Annotated in this window: 16 protein-coding genes; 14 read left to right on the forward strand and 2 right to left on the reverse strand. The window is 42.3% G+C overall.

Going from position 1 to position 16,070, the window contains the following annotated elements; translation table 11 throughout:
• Positions 1 to 58 precede the first annotated feature (58 nt).
• The 9 genes from ACH0AB_RS04855 to ACH0AB_RS04895 all read left to right on the forward strand — a co-directional run bounded on the left by ACH0AB_RS04855 (position 59) and on the right by ACH0AB_RS04895 (position 9,020).
• The gene (locus ACH0AB_RS04855; RefSeq protein WP_036594652.1) at positions 59 to 529 is read left to right on the forward strand and encodes a F0F1 ATP synthase subunit B; all 471 of its coding nucleotides are present in this window, start codon (positions 59 to 61) and stop codon (positions 527 to 529) included.
• 25 nt (positions 530 to 554) lie between these two features.
• A complete protein-coding gene (locus ACH0AB_RS04860; RefSeq protein WP_007115822.1) occupies positions 555 to 1,157 on the forward strand; it encodes a F0F1 ATP synthase subunit delta in 603 nt (200 codons plus the stop codon).
• Between the two features lie 47 nt (positions 1,158 to 1,204).
• Positions 1,205 to 2,749 carry a F0F1 ATP synthase subunit alpha gene (gene atpA, locus ACH0AB_RS04865; RefSeq protein ID WP_144918688.1) on the forward strand — a complete coding sequence of 515 codons (1,545 nt, stop codon included), beginning with the start codon at positions 1,205 to 1,207 and terminating at the stop codon, positions 2,747 to 2,749.
• A 141-nt stretch (positions 2,750 to 2,890) separates the two neighbouring features.
• Positions 2,891 to 3,769, forward strand: a complete 879-nt coding sequence (gene atpG / locus ACH0AB_RS04870; RefSeq protein ID WP_050325148.1) for a F0F1 ATP synthase subunit gamma — start codon at positions 2,891 to 2,893, stop codon at positions 3,767 to 3,769.
• Positions 3,770 to 3,794: 25 nt separating this feature from the next.
• Positions 3,795 to 5,195 (forward strand): F0F1 ATP synthase subunit beta, encoded by a 1,401-nt coding sequence (gene atpD, locus ACH0AB_RS04875; protein WP_007115825.1) that lies wholly within the window; start codon positions 3,795 to 3,797, stop codon positions 5,193 to 5,195.
• An 81-nt stretch (positions 5,196 to 5,276) separates the two neighbouring features.
• The gene (locus ACH0AB_RS04880; RefSeq protein ID WP_406877390.1) at positions 5,277 to 5,693 is read left to right on the forward strand and encodes a F0F1 ATP synthase subunit epsilon; all 417 of its coding nucleotides are present in this window, start codon (positions 5,277 to 5,279) and stop codon (positions 5,691 to 5,693) included.
• A 382-nt stretch (positions 5,694 to 6,075) separates the two neighbouring features.
• A complete protein-coding gene (locus tag ACH0AB_RS04885) occupies positions 6,076 to 6,783 on the forward strand; it encodes a response regulator (RefSeq protein ID WP_007115827.1) in 708 nt (235 codons plus the stop codon).
• Positions 6,784 to 6,997: 214 nt separating this feature from the next.
• A complete protein-coding gene (locus ACH0AB_RS04890; protein ID WP_406877391.1) occupies positions 6,998 to 8,692 on the forward strand; it encodes an ATP-binding protein in 1,695 nt (564 codons plus the stop codon).
• 118 nt (positions 8,693 to 8,810) lie between these two features.
• Positions 8,811 to 9,020: a hypothetical protein gene (locus ACH0AB_RS04895; RefSeq protein ID WP_406877392.1), complete on the forward strand. Its 210-nt coding sequence runs from the start codon at positions 8,811 to 8,813 to the stop codon at positions 9,018 to 9,020.
• Between the two features lie 141 nt (positions 9,021 to 9,161).
• On the opposite strand, the gene ACH0AB_RS04900 is transcribed toward ACH0AB_RS04895, so the two are convergent.
• Entirely contained in the window at positions 9,162 to 10,538 is a 1,377-nt protein-coding gene (locus ACH0AB_RS04900; RefSeq protein ID WP_406877393.1) for an ATP-binding protein, read from the reverse strand.
• 104 nt (positions 10,539 to 10,642) lie between these two features.
• On the opposite strand from ACH0AB_RS04900, the gene ACH0AB_RS04905 reads away from it, so the two are divergent.
• The 3 genes from ACH0AB_RS04905 to ACH0AB_RS04915 all read left to right on the forward strand — a co-directional run bounded on the left by ACH0AB_RS04905 (position 10,643) and on the right by ACH0AB_RS04915 (position 13,754).
• A complete protein-coding gene (locus ACH0AB_RS04905) occupies positions 10,643 to 11,953 on the forward strand; it encodes a valine--pyruvate transaminase (protein ID WP_406877394.1) in 1,311 nt (436 codons plus the stop codon).
• 67 nt (positions 11,954 to 12,020) lie between these two features.
• A complete protein-coding gene (locus ACH0AB_RS04910; protein WP_060995378.1) occupies positions 12,021 to 13,232 on the forward strand; it encodes an AAA family ATPase in 1,212 nt (403 codons plus the stop codon).
• A 9-nt stretch (positions 13,233 to 13,241) separates the two neighbouring features.
• On the forward strand, positions 13,242 to 13,754 hold the full coding sequence (locus tag ACH0AB_RS04915) for an OLD family protein (protein WP_406877395.1): 513 nt from the start codon (positions 13,242 to 13,244) through the stop codon (positions 13,752 to 13,754).
• Here ACH0AB_RS04915 and hisH read toward each other — a convergent pair.
• Positions 13,751 to 14,386, reverse strand: a complete 636-nt coding sequence (hisH, locus tag ACH0AB_RS04920; RefSeq protein ID WP_406877396.1) for an imidazole glycerol phosphate synthase subunit HisH — start codon at positions 14,384 to 14,386, stop codon at positions 13,751 to 13,753. The genes ACH0AB_RS04915 and hisH overlap by 4 nt on opposite strands.
• A gap of 175 nt (positions 14,387 to 14,561) precedes the next feature.
• On the opposite strand from hisH, the gene ACH0AB_RS04925 reads away from it, so the two are divergent.
• Together ACH0AB_RS04925 and ACH0AB_RS04930 are read left to right on the forward strand one after the other, a co-directional pair.
• Entirely contained in the window at positions 14,562 to 15,578 is a 1,017-nt protein-coding gene (locus ACH0AB_RS04925; protein ID WP_284034967.1) for a DnaJ C-terminal domain-containing protein, read from the forward strand.
• A gap of 112 nt (positions 15,579 to 15,690) precedes the next feature.
• Positions 15,691 to 16,017, forward strand: coding sequence for a chaperone modulator CbpM (locus ACH0AB_RS04930; protein ID WP_050325155.1), 327 nt, complete (start codon positions 15,691 to 15,693; stop codon positions 16,015 to 16,017).
• Positions 16,018 to 16,070: the final 53 nt, after the last annotated feature.

Below are 16,070 nucleotides of genomic sequence, written 5' to 3' on the forward strand. Positions count from 1 at the left end.
GTCCACATCATCTTATGTGGACAAGGATTGAAGAAACTTAATTAACGAGGGATTCTAAGTGAATATCAATGCAACCCTAATTGGACAATCGATTGCATTCGCCATCTTCGTGATGTTTTGCATGAAGTTTGTGTGGCCGCCTTTGGTTGCTGCTATTTCGGATCGCCAACGTAAAATCGCAGATGGCCTAAATGCTGCCGAAAAAGCCAAAGCAGACTTAGCAACTGCATCACAAGCTGCAGAGCAAGAGCTTATCGCAGCAAAAGCAAAAGCCGCTTCACTCATTGACCAAGCGAACAAAAGCGCCAATCAAATGATTGAAGATGCCAGAGTGCAAGCACAAGTGGAAGGCGAACGTATTCGTCAGCAAGCGCGTGAAGCAATTGATCAAGAAATTAATAAAGCCCGTGAAGGTTTACGCGCGCAGGTTGCAGAACTTGCCGTACTCGGTGCCGAAAAAATCTTACAAGAAAAGGTCAATCCAGAAACTCATGCCAATATGTTAAACCAATTGGCAGCCAAGTTATAAGTAGCAATAGTACAGTGAGGATATGATGGCTGATTTATCAACCTTAGCAAGACCCTATGCAAAAGCAGCATTTGATTATGCTAAAGAGCACACGTCAGTCAATGAGTGGCAAGATTACTTAAACGTGATGAATGCCATCGTTAGTGATAAAGCATTTGCCGATTATATCAATAATCCAGCAGTTGCTGCACAAGCTAAAGTCGCTACTTTAAAAGACCTTTATAACCAAAGTTCACCTGAAGATAGCAATACTGTGTTTAAGACTTTAAGCACTGCTATTGAGGGTGGGGCACAAGCAGATTCCAATGCTTTTGTTAATTTTTTGACGCAACTTGCAGAGCAAGATCGTTTGGCATTATTACCCAGTATCAATGAGCGTTTTGGTTTATTAAAAGCCGCTGATGCAAAAGAAGTTCATGCGTATGTCACGTCGGCATATCCATTAACGCAAGTGCAAGAGCAACTCATTGAACACCGACTTGCTACCTCCCTAGGCGCGAAGGTTGTACTACATGTCAATGTAGACCCTGCCCTAATTGCAGGTGTGACGATTAAGGTCGGTGACAAAGTAATCGATGACTCTGTGCGTGGCAAATTAAAACAGTTAAAAACACAGCTGACGGCATAAATTTCAACAAAATTGATTCTAGTCAGTAAAAATTAAGGAACAGTGCAATGCAACAATTGAATCCAGCGGAAATCAGTAATCTGATTAAGCAGCGAATTCAAGACCTGACTGCGGGTGCCACAGCAAAGAACGAAGGCACTATTGTCATGGTATCTGACGGTATCGTACAGATTCATGGTCTTGAAGATGCCATGTACGGCGAAATGATTGAGTTTGAAGGTGGCGTATATGGTATGGCGCTAAACCTCGAACAAGACTCAGTCGGCGCGGTTGTTCTAGGTGAATACTTGAATCTCCAAGAAGGACAAAAAGCTTACTGTACTGGTCGTATTTTAGAAGTACCAGTTGGACCTGAGCTTTTAGGTCGTGTGGTAGATGCACTGGGTAATCCTATCGATGGTAAAGGCCCAATTAACGCCAAATTAACGGATAAAGTTGAAAAAATCGCCCCAGGCGTTATCGACCGTCAATCAGTTGATGAGCCAGTAATGACAGGTTATAAAGCTGTTGATACCATGATTCCAATCGGACGTGGTCAACGTGAGCTTATCATTGGTGACCGCCAAACTGGTAAAACAGCCATGGCAATCGATGCGATCATCGCGCAAAAACACTCGGGCATTAAATGTGTGTACGTAGCCGTTGGTCAAAAACGTTCAACCATCGCAAACGTGGTACGTAAACTAGAAGAAACAGGCGCACTAGCTTATACAACGGTTGTGGTTGCATCGGCTTCTGAGCCAGCAGCGCTGCAGTACATCGCGCCATACTCTGGTTGTACTATGGGTGAATACTTCCGTGACCGCGGTGAAGATGCGCTTATCATTTATGATGACTTATCAAAACAAGCCGTAGCCTATCGTCAAATTTCATTGCTATTACGTCGTCCACCAGGACGTGAAGCTTACCCAGGTGACGTATTCTACCTTCACTCACGTCTATTAGAGCGCGCTTCACGTGTAAGCGCTGAGTATGTAGAAAAATTCACCAACGGTGCAGTAACAGGTAAAACAGGTTCGTTAACTGCCTTGCCAATTATCGAAACCCAAGCAGGTGACGTATCAGCATTCGTACCAACCAACGTGATTTCAATCACTGACGGTCAGATCTTCCTAGAGTCAAGTTTATTCAACTCAGGTATCCGTCCAGCGGTGAATGCGGGTATTTCAGTTTCTCGTGTGGGTGGTGCAGCGCAGACTAAAATCATCAAAAAATTATCAGGTGGTATCCGTACCGCATTGGCACAGTATCGTGAATTGGCAGCGTTTGCACAGTTTGCTTCTGACTTAGATGACGCGACCCGTAAACAGCTTGATCATGGTCAACGTGTGACTGAATTGATGAAACAAAATCAATACGCACCAATGAGCATCGCTGAACAAGCTGCGGTAATTTATGCTTCTAACGAAGGTTATCTAGCTGATGTTCCCGTCAACAAAGTGGGTGCATTTGAAGCAGGTTTGTTACGTTACCTACGTGACCAACATGGTGATTTTATGGCAGACATTGATAACACTGCCAACTATAATGATGATATCGCAAACCAATTCAAATCAGCGATTGAAAACTATAAGCAAAATCATTCATTCTAAGATTTACTGAAATTTTAGAACTGCATTGTCATAGAACAAATGAACAAAGGGGGTGTGATTACTTTGTTCATTTTTCCAAATTTCGTCCATGTTACATTAATGGGCGTGGACTGAAACTAAACATGGCTGTATGGATTATTTATGGCAAGTTTAAAAGAAATTCGAGCAAAAGTTGCTAGTATTAAAAGTACCCAGAAAATTACTCGCGCCATGCAAATGGTTGCAGCGAGTAAGATGCGACGTGCCCAAGAACGTATGCAACTAGGTCGTCCTTATGCTGATAGCATGCGTCGAGTGGTTTCTCATCTAGTCAAAGCTTCACCTGACTACAAACATCCTTACCTAGTACCTCGTGCGGTTAATCGTGTTGGCTATATTGTAGTCAGTTCTGACCGTGGTCTTGCAGGTGGTTTGAATATCAACTTATTCAAAAAATTGATGCAGCACGTCAAACAACAAAAAAGTCAATCGGTTGAAACGCGTTTTGCGGTGATTGGTCAAAAAGGCGTGAGCTTTTTTAAAACATTTGGTGGTACGGTGATTGCAGCGGAAACTCACTACGGTGATAACCCAAGCTTCGAGCAACTTAGTGTGCCAGTGCAAGTAATGCTTGATGCGTATAATCGTGGCGAAATTGATGAAATTTACCTGGTATATAATGAATTCGTTAATGCCATGACCCAAAATCCTAGTGTGCAACGCTTAGTACCGATTGCGGCTGAGTCTTTGGTTGATGAAACGATGGCAAATCGTGAACACAGCTGGGACTACATCTATGAGCCCACTACCAAAGAGCTGCTTGATGGTTTGATGGGACGTTATGTTGAATCAATCGTCTATCAAGGTGTGGTAGAAAATATTGCTTCTGAACAGTCTGCACGTATGGTTGCTATGAAAGCAGCAACGGATAACGCAGGTAACTTAATTAACGAATTACAATTGGTTTACAACAAGCTGCGTCAAGCGGCGATTACCCGAGAAATTTCGGAAATCGTTGGCGGTGCTGCTGCTGTTTCATAATTGACCTACATTCAAGGAGAGCGTAATGAGTAGCGGTCGTATTGTACAGATTATTGGCGCGGTTATTGACGTTGAATTTGACCGTCAAAGCGTACCAAGAATTTATGATGCCTTAAAAGTTGAAGGCACAGAAACTACATTAGAAGTACAACAACAATTGGGTGATGGTATCGTACGTACTATTGCCATGGGTTCTACTGAAGGTCTAAAACGTGGTCTACCAGTTAGCAATACTGGCGCACCAATCTCTGTACCTGTGGGTAAAGGTACCCTAGGTCGTATCATGGACGTTTTAGGACGTCCAATCGACGAAGCAGGGCCGGTAGAGCATAGCAACACTTGGGCGATTCACCGTGAAGCGCCAAGCTACGACGAACAATCAAACTCTACTGAACTTTTAGAAACCGGTATTAAAGTAATTGACTTATTATGCCCATTTGCTAAAGGCGGTAAAGTCGGTCTGTTCGGTGGCGCAGGTGTTGGTAAAACCGTTAACATGATGGAACTTATCAATAACATCGCAAAAGCACACTCAGGTTTATCGGTATTTGCTGGCGTAGGTGAGCGTACTCGTGAAGGTAATGACTTCTACCACGAGATGAAAGATTCAAACGTACTTGATAAAGTTGCGATGGTGTATGGTCAGATGAATGAGCCACCAGGAAACCGTTTGCGTGTTGCCTTGACGGGTTTGACCATGGCAGAATACTTCCGTGACGAAAAAGATGAAAACGGTAAAGGTCGTGACGTATTATTGTTCGTTGACAATATTTATCGTTATACACTAGCGGGTACCGAAGTATCAGCGTTGTTAGGTCGTATGCCATCTGCGGTAGGTTATCAGCCAACGCTTGCCGAAGAAATGGGTGTACTACAAGAACGTATTACTTCAACCCAATCAGGTTCTATTACTTCTGTTCAAGCGGTATACGTTCCTGCCGATGACTTGACTGACCCATCGCCTGCGACAACCTTTGCTCACTTAGACGCAACAGTTGTATTGAGCCGTGATATTGCCTCACAAGGTATTTACCCAGCGGTCGACCCACTAGACTCAACGTCGCGTCAGTTAGACCCACTGGTCATTGGTGAAGAGCATTATGCTGTTGCTCGTGGCGTTCAAGAAGTATTACAACGCTTTAAAGAGTTGAAAGACATTATTGCGATTTTGGGTATGGACGAATTATCAGAAGATGATAAATTAGTGGTGTACCGTGCACGTAAAATCCAACGTTTCTTGTCACAACCTTTCCACGTTGCAGAGGTATTCACCGGCTCACCAGGTAAATACGTACCAATCCGTGAAACTATTCAAAGTTTTAAAGCAATCTTAAATGGTGAGTATGATGACTTACCAGAACAAGCATTCTACATGAAAGGTGGTATTGAAGAAGTGGTTGCTGCAGCAGAAAAACTACGCGGCTAATTTCTCAATCAAACCCTGTTAATTTAAACTATATTAACAGGGTTTTATCAACCTAATTTTGCAATACCATAGGAGAGAACTGTGGCAACTTTACAATGTAATGTCGTCAGTGCGAAAGAAACTATCTACTCTGGTGAGATTAGTATGTTAATTGCTACTGGTGTAGAAGGTGAAGTCGGTATTTTGCCAGGACATATTCCTTTTATTACGCTATTAAAGCCGGGTACCATGCAGATCAAAACTAGCAATGGTAATGATGAAATGGTGTATGTGTCAGGTGGTGTTTTAGAAGTACAACCGCATTTAGTGACGGTATTGGCAGATACGGCAGTACGTGCAAATGACTTAGATGAAGCCAAGATTTTGGAAGCACGTCGTCATGCAGAACAAACCTTGCAAAATCAAAAAGCCGATATCGATACTTCTCCGGCTTTGGCAGCATTGGCAGAATCTTTGGCACAATTGCAAACCTTACAAAAATTCAAAAACCGTGCCTAATTTTGATGCGAACGTGTTTAAAGACAGTGGCTATGACCACTGTTTTTTTATGGGTAGTTAAAGATATAAGTGCTTAAAAAAGAGTGCTTAAAAATTTGCTAACTACCTTTTAAACAAAAGTTAACAAAAAATTTTACCAGTTATTGAACAGACAACATTATATCGTATGCTTTTGCATCTTATTAAATGTGGTATTTATACTTTTTTATGTTTAGTTACGTTTTAACAATATTAAATTGGCTATTTTTTCGCTAAATTAATTCAATTATATTGTAGTAGTACAGGCAATGCGTAAACTTTCATTACCTATTGCTGATAGATAAATAAAGATATATTCTGATATAAGTATTAAGAGTATGTATAAAATTTTTTGGAGGAAATTATGTCAGAAGAAGAGTTGATACCCCGCGTATTGATTGTAGAGGATGATGAGCGTCTTGCAACCTTGACTCAAGATTATTTGCGTAAAAATGGTCTAGATGTGGCAATTGAAACTGACGGTAACCGTGCCATTCGTCGTATCGTGGCTGAGCAGCCTGATATGGTGGTGCTTGATGTGATGTTGCCAGGTAGTGATGGTTTGACGGTATGCCGTGAAGTACGTCCTCATTTTCATAACCCTATCTTAATGCTAACCGCGCGTACCGAAGATATGGACCAAGTATTAGGTCTAGAAATGGGTGCGGATGACTATGTGGCAAAACCGGTTCAGCCGCGTGTGTTATTAGCGCGTATTCGTGCACTATTGCGCCGCTCTGATACCGCGCCAACTGATGAAGTGCCACAGCGTCTTGAATTTGGCGATTTGGTTATTGATAACGGCGGTCGTTCGGTTACTTTGAACGATGAGCTTGTTGACTTTACCAGTGCAGAATATGATTTATTGTGGTTGTTGGCGTCAAATGCGGGTCGTATCTTATCGCGTGAAGACATTTTTGAACGTCTGCGTGGTATTGAGTATGATGGTCAAGACCGCTCGATTGACGTACGTATTTCTCGTATCCGTCCGAAAATTGGTGATGATCCAGAAAACCCTAAACGTATCAAAACCGTTCGCAGTAAAGGCTATCTGTTTGTCAAAGAAAACTAACATAGTATTGATAAACACAGTATTGAAAAAAGTCAGCATCAAGCTGGCTTTTTTTATCGCTATCACTGGTAACTTTGCTACCTAGCAATTGGTAGATTTAGCACAACAATTTGCTACGTTACTAGACAATCGCTTCATGAATTTTACATTGTAATATTAATTTTGCTAGGTAATAATACGGCTATTATCTTTTGACCTTAACCCTAGATTTTTTATGCCACTATTATCCTCCTTAAACCAATCTATCTTTCTGCGGATTTATGCAGGTCTGTTACTTATCTGTTTGTTGGTTGCGTTGTTTGCGCAATTGCTTATCACCACTATCAACGCAGAGCGCGTACAGACTTATCGCGAGGATATGGCATCAGCGGCATTTTATCTCATTGACTCAGGATTGTCGCGCCAAGTAACGGCGCAAGAGCGTAATTTTTGGCTCTCTGATGTCAGTACCTTATTTGATACCAAGTTTAATATCGAACCGATCTCAAAAGCGGACTTTAGAACCAGCGAAATCAATCGACTCAATAAACAACAAGCCGTAGTACGTTTTAACAGCGATACCAATACGGCTGAGATTTATCATAAAATCTCGGGTGAAGATAACGTCTTGCATGTGAGTTTTAATAAACTTAGTGAGCAACAAATCAAAGGGGTAGGCGTGTTGCTGCTCGATGATTTGTCTTACTATCGTACTTTGGCAGAAAAACAGCAACGCTTGCAACAAATTCAAAAATTTTTCCCTTTTAAGCTCACCTTGCAATCCATTAATAAATTGCAGCTTGATACCGACCAAAAAGCGCGCCTGTATCGAAAAGATATCGTGATTATGTTCCGTGACAATACCAGTGTAGAGAATTCATCGATTCGGGTATTAGCACCAACTGAAATCCAAGATACCGTGGTGGATTTGGGACCTATTCCGCTATTTAACTGGTTTCCGCTTAATTTGATTATTAGTATCACGCTCATTAGTATGTTCTTAATCAGTCTAGGGGTGTATGCGCTGATTTTTCCATTAGAGCGTAAATTGCAGCTTATTCAAAGCGGTATCACCAAAGTGCGTGAAGGTAAGCTTAATACCAAAGTAAAAGTCGTTGGCGAAGATGAAATTGCCCATCTAGCCGCAACTTTTAATAGTATGACTGAGCACATCCGCCGTTTGATTGAATCCCAGCGCGAGTTGACCCGTGCCGTATCCCATGAGCTGCGTACCCCAGTAGCACGTATTCGCTTTGCTGTGGATATGCTGGCTGATACTGATGATTATGACGATCGGATGAGTCAGCGTGATTATATCGATCAGGATATCGAATCGCTCAATGGCTTGATTGATGAAATTTTGACCTATGCCAAGCTTGAAGAAGGCTCACCTAAAATGGACTGGGAAGATGTCGATTTGCAAGAACTCGTTTCGCAGATTGTCCGCGAGACCAATGCGCTTGGTAAACCTGTCACCGTCAAAGTAGGTAAGGTGCAAAAAGGTGCGTTTGCACAAGCCGATAGACGCTATTTACACCGCGTGTTGCAAAACTTGGCAGGCAATGCCACCCGGTATGCCGAAAGCACTATTATCATCTCAGCAGGCTTAGAAAAAAATGAAGCCTTTATCAGTGTGGAAGATGATGGACAGGGTATTCCAGAAAAAGACCGTGAAAAAGTCTTTATCCCATTTGCGCGTCTGGATGATAGCCGTACCCGTGCCTCGGGTGGTTATGGTCTGGGCTTATCAATCGTGTCTCGAATTGCGTTTTGGTTTAATGGCCGGATGTCAGTGGATGAAAGCCCGACCTTGGGTGGGGCGCGATTTATCATGACGTGGCCGAAGAGCCAGCTAGCGTCAAGTATTGAAGCCGATGAAATTACCCAAAAAAGTAGCGAGAAAAAATACACGCAAGTGCAAGGGTCATAAGTTCGTTACCAGTGATGCTTGCAAATTTGCTCAGACTGGGCTAAATTTCAGTGAGTTATGCAATGGTTTAGCGAAATTCGCGCATATCAATTAACCGATGAGCGAAATCATCTAACCGATGAGCGAAATCATCACAAGCGAGGATGGCATGCGTTATCTATTTTTAGCATTGGTGGTACTCAACATAGCTGTTTTTGGTTATTATAGTTTTTTGCGTAAACCTACTGAAAGCCAGTCCGTCTCGCAGGCGCGCGCAGCATTGGTTCACCCTGTCACAGCCACCAATGTGTCAAGTGAATTACCCCCCATGATTGGTACTAAAAAGTAAAAATGGCTATCAAAAATCAAGGTTACTAAAACCAAAGCTATCCAAACCAAAGCTATCAAAACCAAAGCTACTAAGGAATCATGGTTAGCCTAACCTATTAAGCAACCAATTAGTTTTCTGTCATCCTTGCTCTATAATCATTCATTCTATAATCGGAATATTCACCACCACTACTAAACCGCCGCCATTGGGCTGATTACGAGCGATGACGCTACCATTGTGCAGATGAGTAATGCGGCTGACAATCGCAAGCCCAAGTCCACTCCCTTGCGTGGTACGTGCCGTTTCGCCCCGCTCAAACGGCTGCATAATCCGCTCAAGCTGATCTTCGGCAACGCCTTGCCCTTCATCGCTAACTTTGATGATTAAGTATTTTTGTCTAGAGGTTATCTCTGGTGTTAGTGTTTCATCGGTGACCACTTGCTCGGTAGGCTGTAGCTCATCATCAATGCTAATCTCAATATGAATGGGCGGCTGACCATAGCGACAAGCATTATTGACCAAATTAACAATGAGACGTTTAATGGATAAAGGTCGCAATGGCACACTGGGCAGATCGTCTTGGATATCGATAATAAATGGGGTGGGGGCAAACTGCACCACAATCTCGTTAATGATGGGGCGTAGGTTAGTCAATCGTACCGCTTCATCTGAGCCATCTTTCATAAATGAAATAAACTGTTCCAAAATCGCGTCCATGTCCTCAATGTCATACACTAGCCCTTCCCGCAAAAACTCATCGGGTAGCATCTCAGCTGTGAGTCGCATCCGCGTCAGTGGTGTGCGCAAATCATGGGAAATACCAGCGAGCATAATATTGCGTTCTTTTTGGGTTTGGGTCAGGTTATGAAACAGTCGGTTAAATGCCAAATTCACCTGACGAATCTCTGTTGAGCCTTCATTGGTCGCCAAATTGTTGGCGTGTCCAAGGGTGATGTAATCAATCGCCACTTTTTGTAGGCGTTTGAGCGGGCGATTTAATTGTCTTACCAAAAACAAAATAGTCAGCAACGTGGCAAGCGGAATCCCCAATAAGAAAAAATAAATCGACGTTGGGCTATATTTGGCATAAAACTTGACAGGCTCTTGCAGCCAAACATCCGGATGCGCGCTGTCTTGAATATACAAAATCGGTACGGGTTTGAATTTAAAATTGACCGATACAGGACGCTGCATCACGGTTTCCATCTGTGTTGCCATCTGCTGGGTAAAATAATCCACCAAGGTTTTTTCTTGAAAAGAGGGTATCTGTTGTGAGTCAGTAATCACGTTAATATGCGAGGCGTCAATAATCCAGTTTTTAAGCTTGGGATTGTTTTTAAAATCTTTATCCGCTTTATCAATCATCAACAGCTGATTGGCAAGATAAGTCGCATGGTTTTGTAGCTCGGGTAAATACAGACTGCGCCAAAAAAACCACAGCGACAATGCCACGCTCACCAGCACCATCAACATCACCATCAAGGTGGTTTGCCAAGTGTGGCTATAGCCTTTGAGTTTGGGTAAATGCGGTTTCATGATGGGGTATCCTGATGGTGGCTGTACAGCTGAGTCAAAACGGGCAACGGCACTTGCATCCTGTTATAATACGCAGATAGCTTGGCAAAATTAAAGGGGCAATCATGCAGTTTTCAAAGTTTGGTGAAAAGTTTACCAAAAATAGCGGTATTTTGCAGTTAATGGATGATTTGGGCAATGCGCTTAACAGCGAGCAACCGATTAATATGCTTGGCGGTGGCAATCCAGCACGGATTGATACAGTTAACCAAACCTATTGGTCGGTGTTTAAAACCCTAGCTGAAGGTGATATGGGCTCAATGGCCATCGAAAATATCGGAAACTACTCAACGCCGCAGGGCGATGCCAAGTTTATTGCAGCATTGGTAGATTTTTTTAATCGCCATTATGATTGGGGACTTACCACAGACAATATCGCCCTGACCAATGGCTCACAAAACGCATTTTTTTATTTATTTAATTTGTTTGGTGGACAGTTTGACGATCAAACACAAGGCAGCCTGGATAAAAAAATTCTATTACCACTTGCCCCAGAATACGTGGGTTATGCCGATGCCCATGTGGATGGGCAGCATTTTATCGCAGTGCCACCCAGCATTGACTTTGTCCAACATCAAGGTGAAGACGGCTTTTTTAAATATCGAGTCGATTTTGATACGCTAGAAAATTTGGCTGAATTGCACAACGGCGAAATTGGGGCAATTTGTTGCTCACGCCCCACCAACCCAACAGGCAACGTGCTGACCGATGACGAAATGGCGCGCCTTGAAGCAATTGCTAAGCGTTTTGATATCCCACTGATTATTGACAATGCGTATGGGATGCCATTCCCCAATATCATCTATAGCCAAGCCACGCTCAATTGGAATGAGCAAATTATTTTGTGCTTTAGCTTATCAAAAATCGGTTTGCCTGGGGTGCGTACAGGGGTTGTGGTCGCCAATCCGCAGGTGGTCAAAGCGATTAGCAGCCTAAATGCGATTGTTAATTTAGCGCCGACCCGTCTTGGCGCGGCGATTGCTACGCCACTGCTACAAGATGACCGGCTAAAAGATTTGTCAGACAATCATATTCGTCCGTTTTATCAAGGACAAGCCAAATTAGCGGTGCAGCTGCTAAAACAAGAACTGGGCGACTTGCCAAATGATGCGATGAAAATCCACAAGCCTGAAGGCGCGATTTTCTTGTGGGTATGGTTTAAAGATTTGCCGATAACCACGGTGGAATTGTATGAGCGATTAAAAGCTAAAGGCACATTGATTATCCCCAGTGAGCATTTCTTTGTTGGCGTGGATACTGAAAACTTTAAACACGCCCATGAGTGCATCCGCTTAAGCATCGCCCAAGATGATGACACGCTGAAAAAAGGGATTGCCACGATTGGGGAAGTGGTGAGGGCAGTTTACAATTCTTAAATTGCTACGGAAAAAATTGTGCTATATTAATCAATAAATCACAAATTTATGTGACATTTGGAATTTTATGATTAAATATATCCGATTTAATAATTTTTATTCGTATCTTGATGAGACAGACTTGTCGTTTGAACTCGGCAAACAGGCGACAGCTTCTGCCTATGATTTTACCGTCAAAACAACCCAAGATAACATTCGCTTAAATAAAATTATGGCGGTAGTTGGAGCCAATGGGTCGGGGAAAACTCAATTCCTTAAACCATTGTCTTTTTTGACTTGGTATATATGTACTTCTGCTAAAACATTTGATAGTGATAAACAAATAGTTATACAAACCCATATATTAAGTGAGTCTGAAGATGCCACATTTCATATGGGTTTTTTGCTAAAAAACTTAGAAAATAATTTTGAAGAATACAGGTATGAACTAGTTATTAATAGGGAACAAATTGTAAAAGAAAATCTTTACAAAAAATCTAGTAGTCAATTCAGTTACATTTTCAAACGTTCATACGTTAACGGTGTTCTAGATTACAGGCATAATGGTTTCATTAGACCCTCTTTAGCAAATGATGCTCAAAAAAATGTTTCATTAATTAGTTACGCAGAAATTTTTGAAAATGAAATTGCTAAGAAAATTATTAATTCCTTAATGAATAATGAGTCAAATGTTGTCGCTGGCGGTAGACTAAGTCAAAATGCGAATTCTATTGTTAAAGCTACTAAATTGTTTAACGAGAATGAAAAGCTTAAGAAAACAGCAGAGGATTTGCTATGCAAATTTGATACAGGGATACAGGAAATAGTTATCAAGGAAATCACTGCTTTGGCAAAAGACTCGTCAGAAACACAAGAAATATTATTGCCTTTTGGTATACATAGAACTATAGACGGGAAAACTTTTGAACTTAATTTTTTCCAAGAGTCTAATGGTACACAGTCAGCTTTTAACTTACTAAGTTTAATCTTACCTGTCTTACAAAATGGCGGTATTGCTATTATTGACGAACTCGACAACGACTTACATCCGCATTTACTTCCAGAGATTTTTAATTTATTCCGTTCCGAACACACCAATCCCCACAATGCCCAACTTATCTTTACTTGCCATACGCCTGAAGTATTTAATATTCTCAACAAGCATCAAATTTATTTGGTAGAAAAAATCGACCAAAAATCAGAAGCATGGCGATTAGATGAAGTGGAAGGTATACGCAATGACGATAACCTTTATGCCAAATACATGGCAGGGGCTTTTTCTGCCGTACCGAATTTGTAAGGGATAGGCATGGCGAAGAAAAAAATACGCAATCAACAACAAACCACCTTAATTATCGTGGGTGAAGGCGAGCATGAGCAAGCATTCTTGCAACACATGAAGTCGATTTATGATAATCGGTTGTCAGGTAAAAAAGTTACGCTAGACTTTGCAGGAGGTGGCTCACCGCATGACGTCATCAAATATACAGTCAAACAGACCCAACACCGAGCGTTTGATTATATCTATATTTTGATGGATTCAGATGTAGCGATTGAAGCAAAAGACACCAAAACCGCTAAAGAGAAAAATTTTATCCTACTGCAATCTGAGCCATTGTGCCTTGAAGGAATGTTGTTAGAGGTGTTAAAACAGGCAGCACTACCGACATCCCAAGCTTGCAAAAATAAATTACATCCGCAACTATCAGGCAGTCCAACTGAAGCCAATAGCTATTCACCGTTATTTGATAAACCTGTTTTGGATAAGACAACCAAAATGACCATTGTCACGTTGCGAGAAATCTTGAAAAAAAGCTACTAGATTCTCCACTCCACAAAATTCTTCAATAGCTGCAACCCTGTGGTATGGCTTTTTTCGGGGTGAAACTGGGTCGCAAACAAATTATCTTTAATCACGCTGGCACAAAACTCGACGCCATAATCACAGGTTGCCGCCACAATCGAGGTATCAGACGGCACACAATAAAAACTATGCACAAAATAAAAATGGGTATTATCTTCAATCCCTTGCCATAGCGGATGCGCCAAATCCATATGGGTGATAGTATTCCAGCCCATATGCGGCACTTTAATGCGTTCGTTTTTGTCATCTAGCCAATGATCATCAAAGCGTTTGACGTCACCACCCAGTACCCCTAGACAGTTTACCCCGTCATTTTCTTCTGAGCGCTCAAACAACGCCTGCATTCCGACACAAATCGCCATCACAGGCTTATTAAATACAGCCGTTTTGACAGCATCAGCAATACCTGCTGCCTGCATCTCTGCCATACAGTCGCGCATTGCCCCTACGCCAGGGAAGACGATTTTGTCCGCTGCCGCAATCACCGCAGGGTCACGCGTGATAGACACATCAGCGCCCACTGCCGTCAAGGCTTTACCCGCCGAATGTAAATTACCCATGCCATAATCTAACAATGCAACCTTTGTCATCTGTTATCCTGTTGTCAAAAAAAGCCCAAAACTTCGATTAAGCGCTGATATCACTTGGCGCTCATCATCGTCAATTACCAAAGAAGTTTTGAAAAATGCCAAAATAGCCATTATATTAATATCATCACATTGCTGCGCAAATAGCACTATTCGCAAAATTGTAAGGACAATAATAATGGCAGAAAAAAACTATTATGACATTTTAGGCGTCGATAAAAAAGCCAGTGAAGCAGATATTAAAAAAGCCTATCGCAAACTGGTACGACAATATCACCCTGATATCAACGACTCACCCGATGCCGACGCCAAAATGGGTGAAATCAATAACGCCTATGAAACGCTCAAGGACGCTGAAAAACGCGCCCAATACGACATGATGCTCGACAACCCTTATATGGGTCAAGGCTTTGGCGGTATGGGGGGCGGCATGGGCGGCGGTCAGGGCTTTAATGCCAATATGAGCCAAGCGGATTTGGATGAAATCCTTCGCCAGTTTGGTGGTGCCGGTGGGTTTGGCGGTCGTCAATCGCAAGGCGGAGGTGCGGGTGGCTTTAGATTTGATGATATTTTCTCGACATTCGGGGGCGGGGCAGGCGGGTTTTCAGACGGATTTGGTGGCAGACAGTCGCAACGCTCGACCAAAGGCGACGATCAGCATGCCGAGTTATCAATTGATTTGAAAGCCACTTATGAAGGCGATACCCGTAAAATCAGCCTAAATTTACCCGTACAAACCGCGACAGGGCTGGATTATCAAACCAAAACCATTGAAGTCAAAATCCCCAAAGGTATTGCTGAAGGGCAACAAATTCGCTTGGCAAAACAAGGTAATCCAAGCCCGTATGGCGGTGATAATGGCGATTTGTACCTAAAAATTAAATTTAATCACCCAGACAATATCCGTGTAGAAGGCAAAGACGTTTTTCAAACGGTAGACGTTGCGCCTTGGGAAGCAGCTATGGGCGGTCAAATCACGGTCAACACGCCTGCTGGCAAGGTCAATGTCAATGTCCCAAAAAATAGCCGCACTGGTACCAACCTGCGCCTTAAAGGTAAAGGTATCCCAGCCAAAGAAGCTGGTGATTTATATTTAAGTTTAAATATCGTGTTGCCAAAAATCGATACAGACGCAGATATCCAAGCGTTTGAAGCGTTCAAATCGGCATTTGCCTCATTTGTCCCAACGCGCTAATCTATTGATAATTAAGCTCTATTGATAACTAAGCAAAAAAAATAGGCAGTACAATAAAAAAAATGACAAACAAGCACCAAACATAACTAGAGATACACAACAGGAGTGCAACATGGCTCAAACCACCAATACGGATTTATCATTACGGTTAACCTTAGATGATTTGATTATGGCGAGTAGTTGGGATAAAAGCTGGGTATTAGCGCTAATGGATGAAGATATTATTTATGCTGAAACACCTGCTATCGACAGCCAGCCCTATTTTAATAGCGCACAATTGACAACAGTGCGCCTTGCCTCACGCCTACGCCGCGATTTTGATGCCAGTCCACAAGCGATTGGCTTGATACTATCGCTGCTTGACGAGCTAAGACCGCTTCGACAGTTACAGCGGCAAATCACGCTCACGCGAATGGTTCATGATGTGGATGACAGCTAGCAAACATCAAGTTAGCCAACATCAATTAGGTGAATTTAATGCTAAAAAAGGGC

It is taken from the genome of Moraxella sp. 179-F 1C4 NHS, assembly GCF_045370505.1.
In the GTDB taxonomy this organism is placed as follows: domain Bacteria; phylum Pseudomonadota; class Gammaproteobacteria; order Pseudomonadales; family Moraxellaceae; genus Faucicola; species Faucicola tetraodonis.

What these genes read in the sequence shown, in the direction of transcription:
- ACH0AB_RS04910 (WP_060995378.1), top strand. Translation starts at nt 12,021, where the DNA reads ATGATTAAATATATCCGATTTAATAATTTTTATTCGTATCTTGATGAG.
- ACH0AB_RS04915 (WP_406877395.1), top strand. Translation starts at nt 13,242, where the DNA reads ATGGCGAAGAAAAAAATACGCAATCAACAACAAACCACCTTAATTATC.
- ACH0AB_RS04860 (WP_007115822.1), top strand. Translation starts at nt 555, where the DNA reads ATGGCTGATTTATCAACCTTAGCAAGACCCTATGCAAAAGCAGCATTT.
- hisH (WP_406877396.1), bottom strand. Translation starts at nt 14,386, where the DNA reads ATGACAAAGGTTGCATTGTTAGATTATGGCATGGGTAATTTACATTCG.
- ACH0AB_RS04895 (WP_406877392.1), top strand. Translation starts at nt 8,811, where the DNA reads ATGAGCGAAATCATCACAAGCGAGGATGGCATGCGTTATCTATTTTTA.
- ACH0AB_RS04900 (WP_406877393.1), bottom strand. Translation starts at nt 10,538, where the DNA reads ATGAAACCGCATTTACCCAAACTCAAAGGCTATAGCCACACTTGGCAA.
- atpG (WP_050325148.1), top strand. Translation starts at nt 2,891, where the DNA reads ATGGCAAGTTTAAAAGAAATTCGAGCAAAAGTTGCTAGTATTAAAAGT.
- atpD (WP_007115825.1), top strand. Translation starts at nt 3,795, where the DNA reads ATGAGTAGCGGTCGTATTGTACAGATTATTGGCGCGGTTATTGACGTT.
- ACH0AB_RS04925 (WP_284034967.1), top strand. Translation starts at nt 14,562, where the DNA reads ATGGCAGAAAAAAACTATTATGACATTTTAGGCGTCGATAAAAAAGCC.
- ACH0AB_RS04905 (WP_406877394.1), top strand. Translation starts at nt 10,643, where the DNA reads ATGCAGTTTTCAAAGTTTGGTGAAAAGTTTACCAAAAATAGCGGTATT.
- atpA (WP_144918688.1), top strand. Translation starts at nt 1,205, where the DNA reads ATGCAACAATTGAATCCAGCGGAAATCAGTAATCTGATTAAGCAGCGA.
- ACH0AB_RS04885 (WP_007115827.1), top strand. Translation starts at nt 6,076, where the DNA reads ATGTCAGAAGAAGAGTTGATACCCCGCGTATTGATTGTAGAGGATGAT.
- ACH0AB_RS04890 (WP_406877391.1), top strand. Translation starts at nt 6,998, where the DNA reads ATGCCACTATTATCCTCCTTAAACCAATCTATCTTTCTGCGGATTTAT.
- ACH0AB_RS04930 (WP_050325155.1), top strand. Translation starts at nt 15,691, where the DNA reads ATGGCTCAAACCACCAATACGGATTTATCATTACGGTTAACCTTAGAT.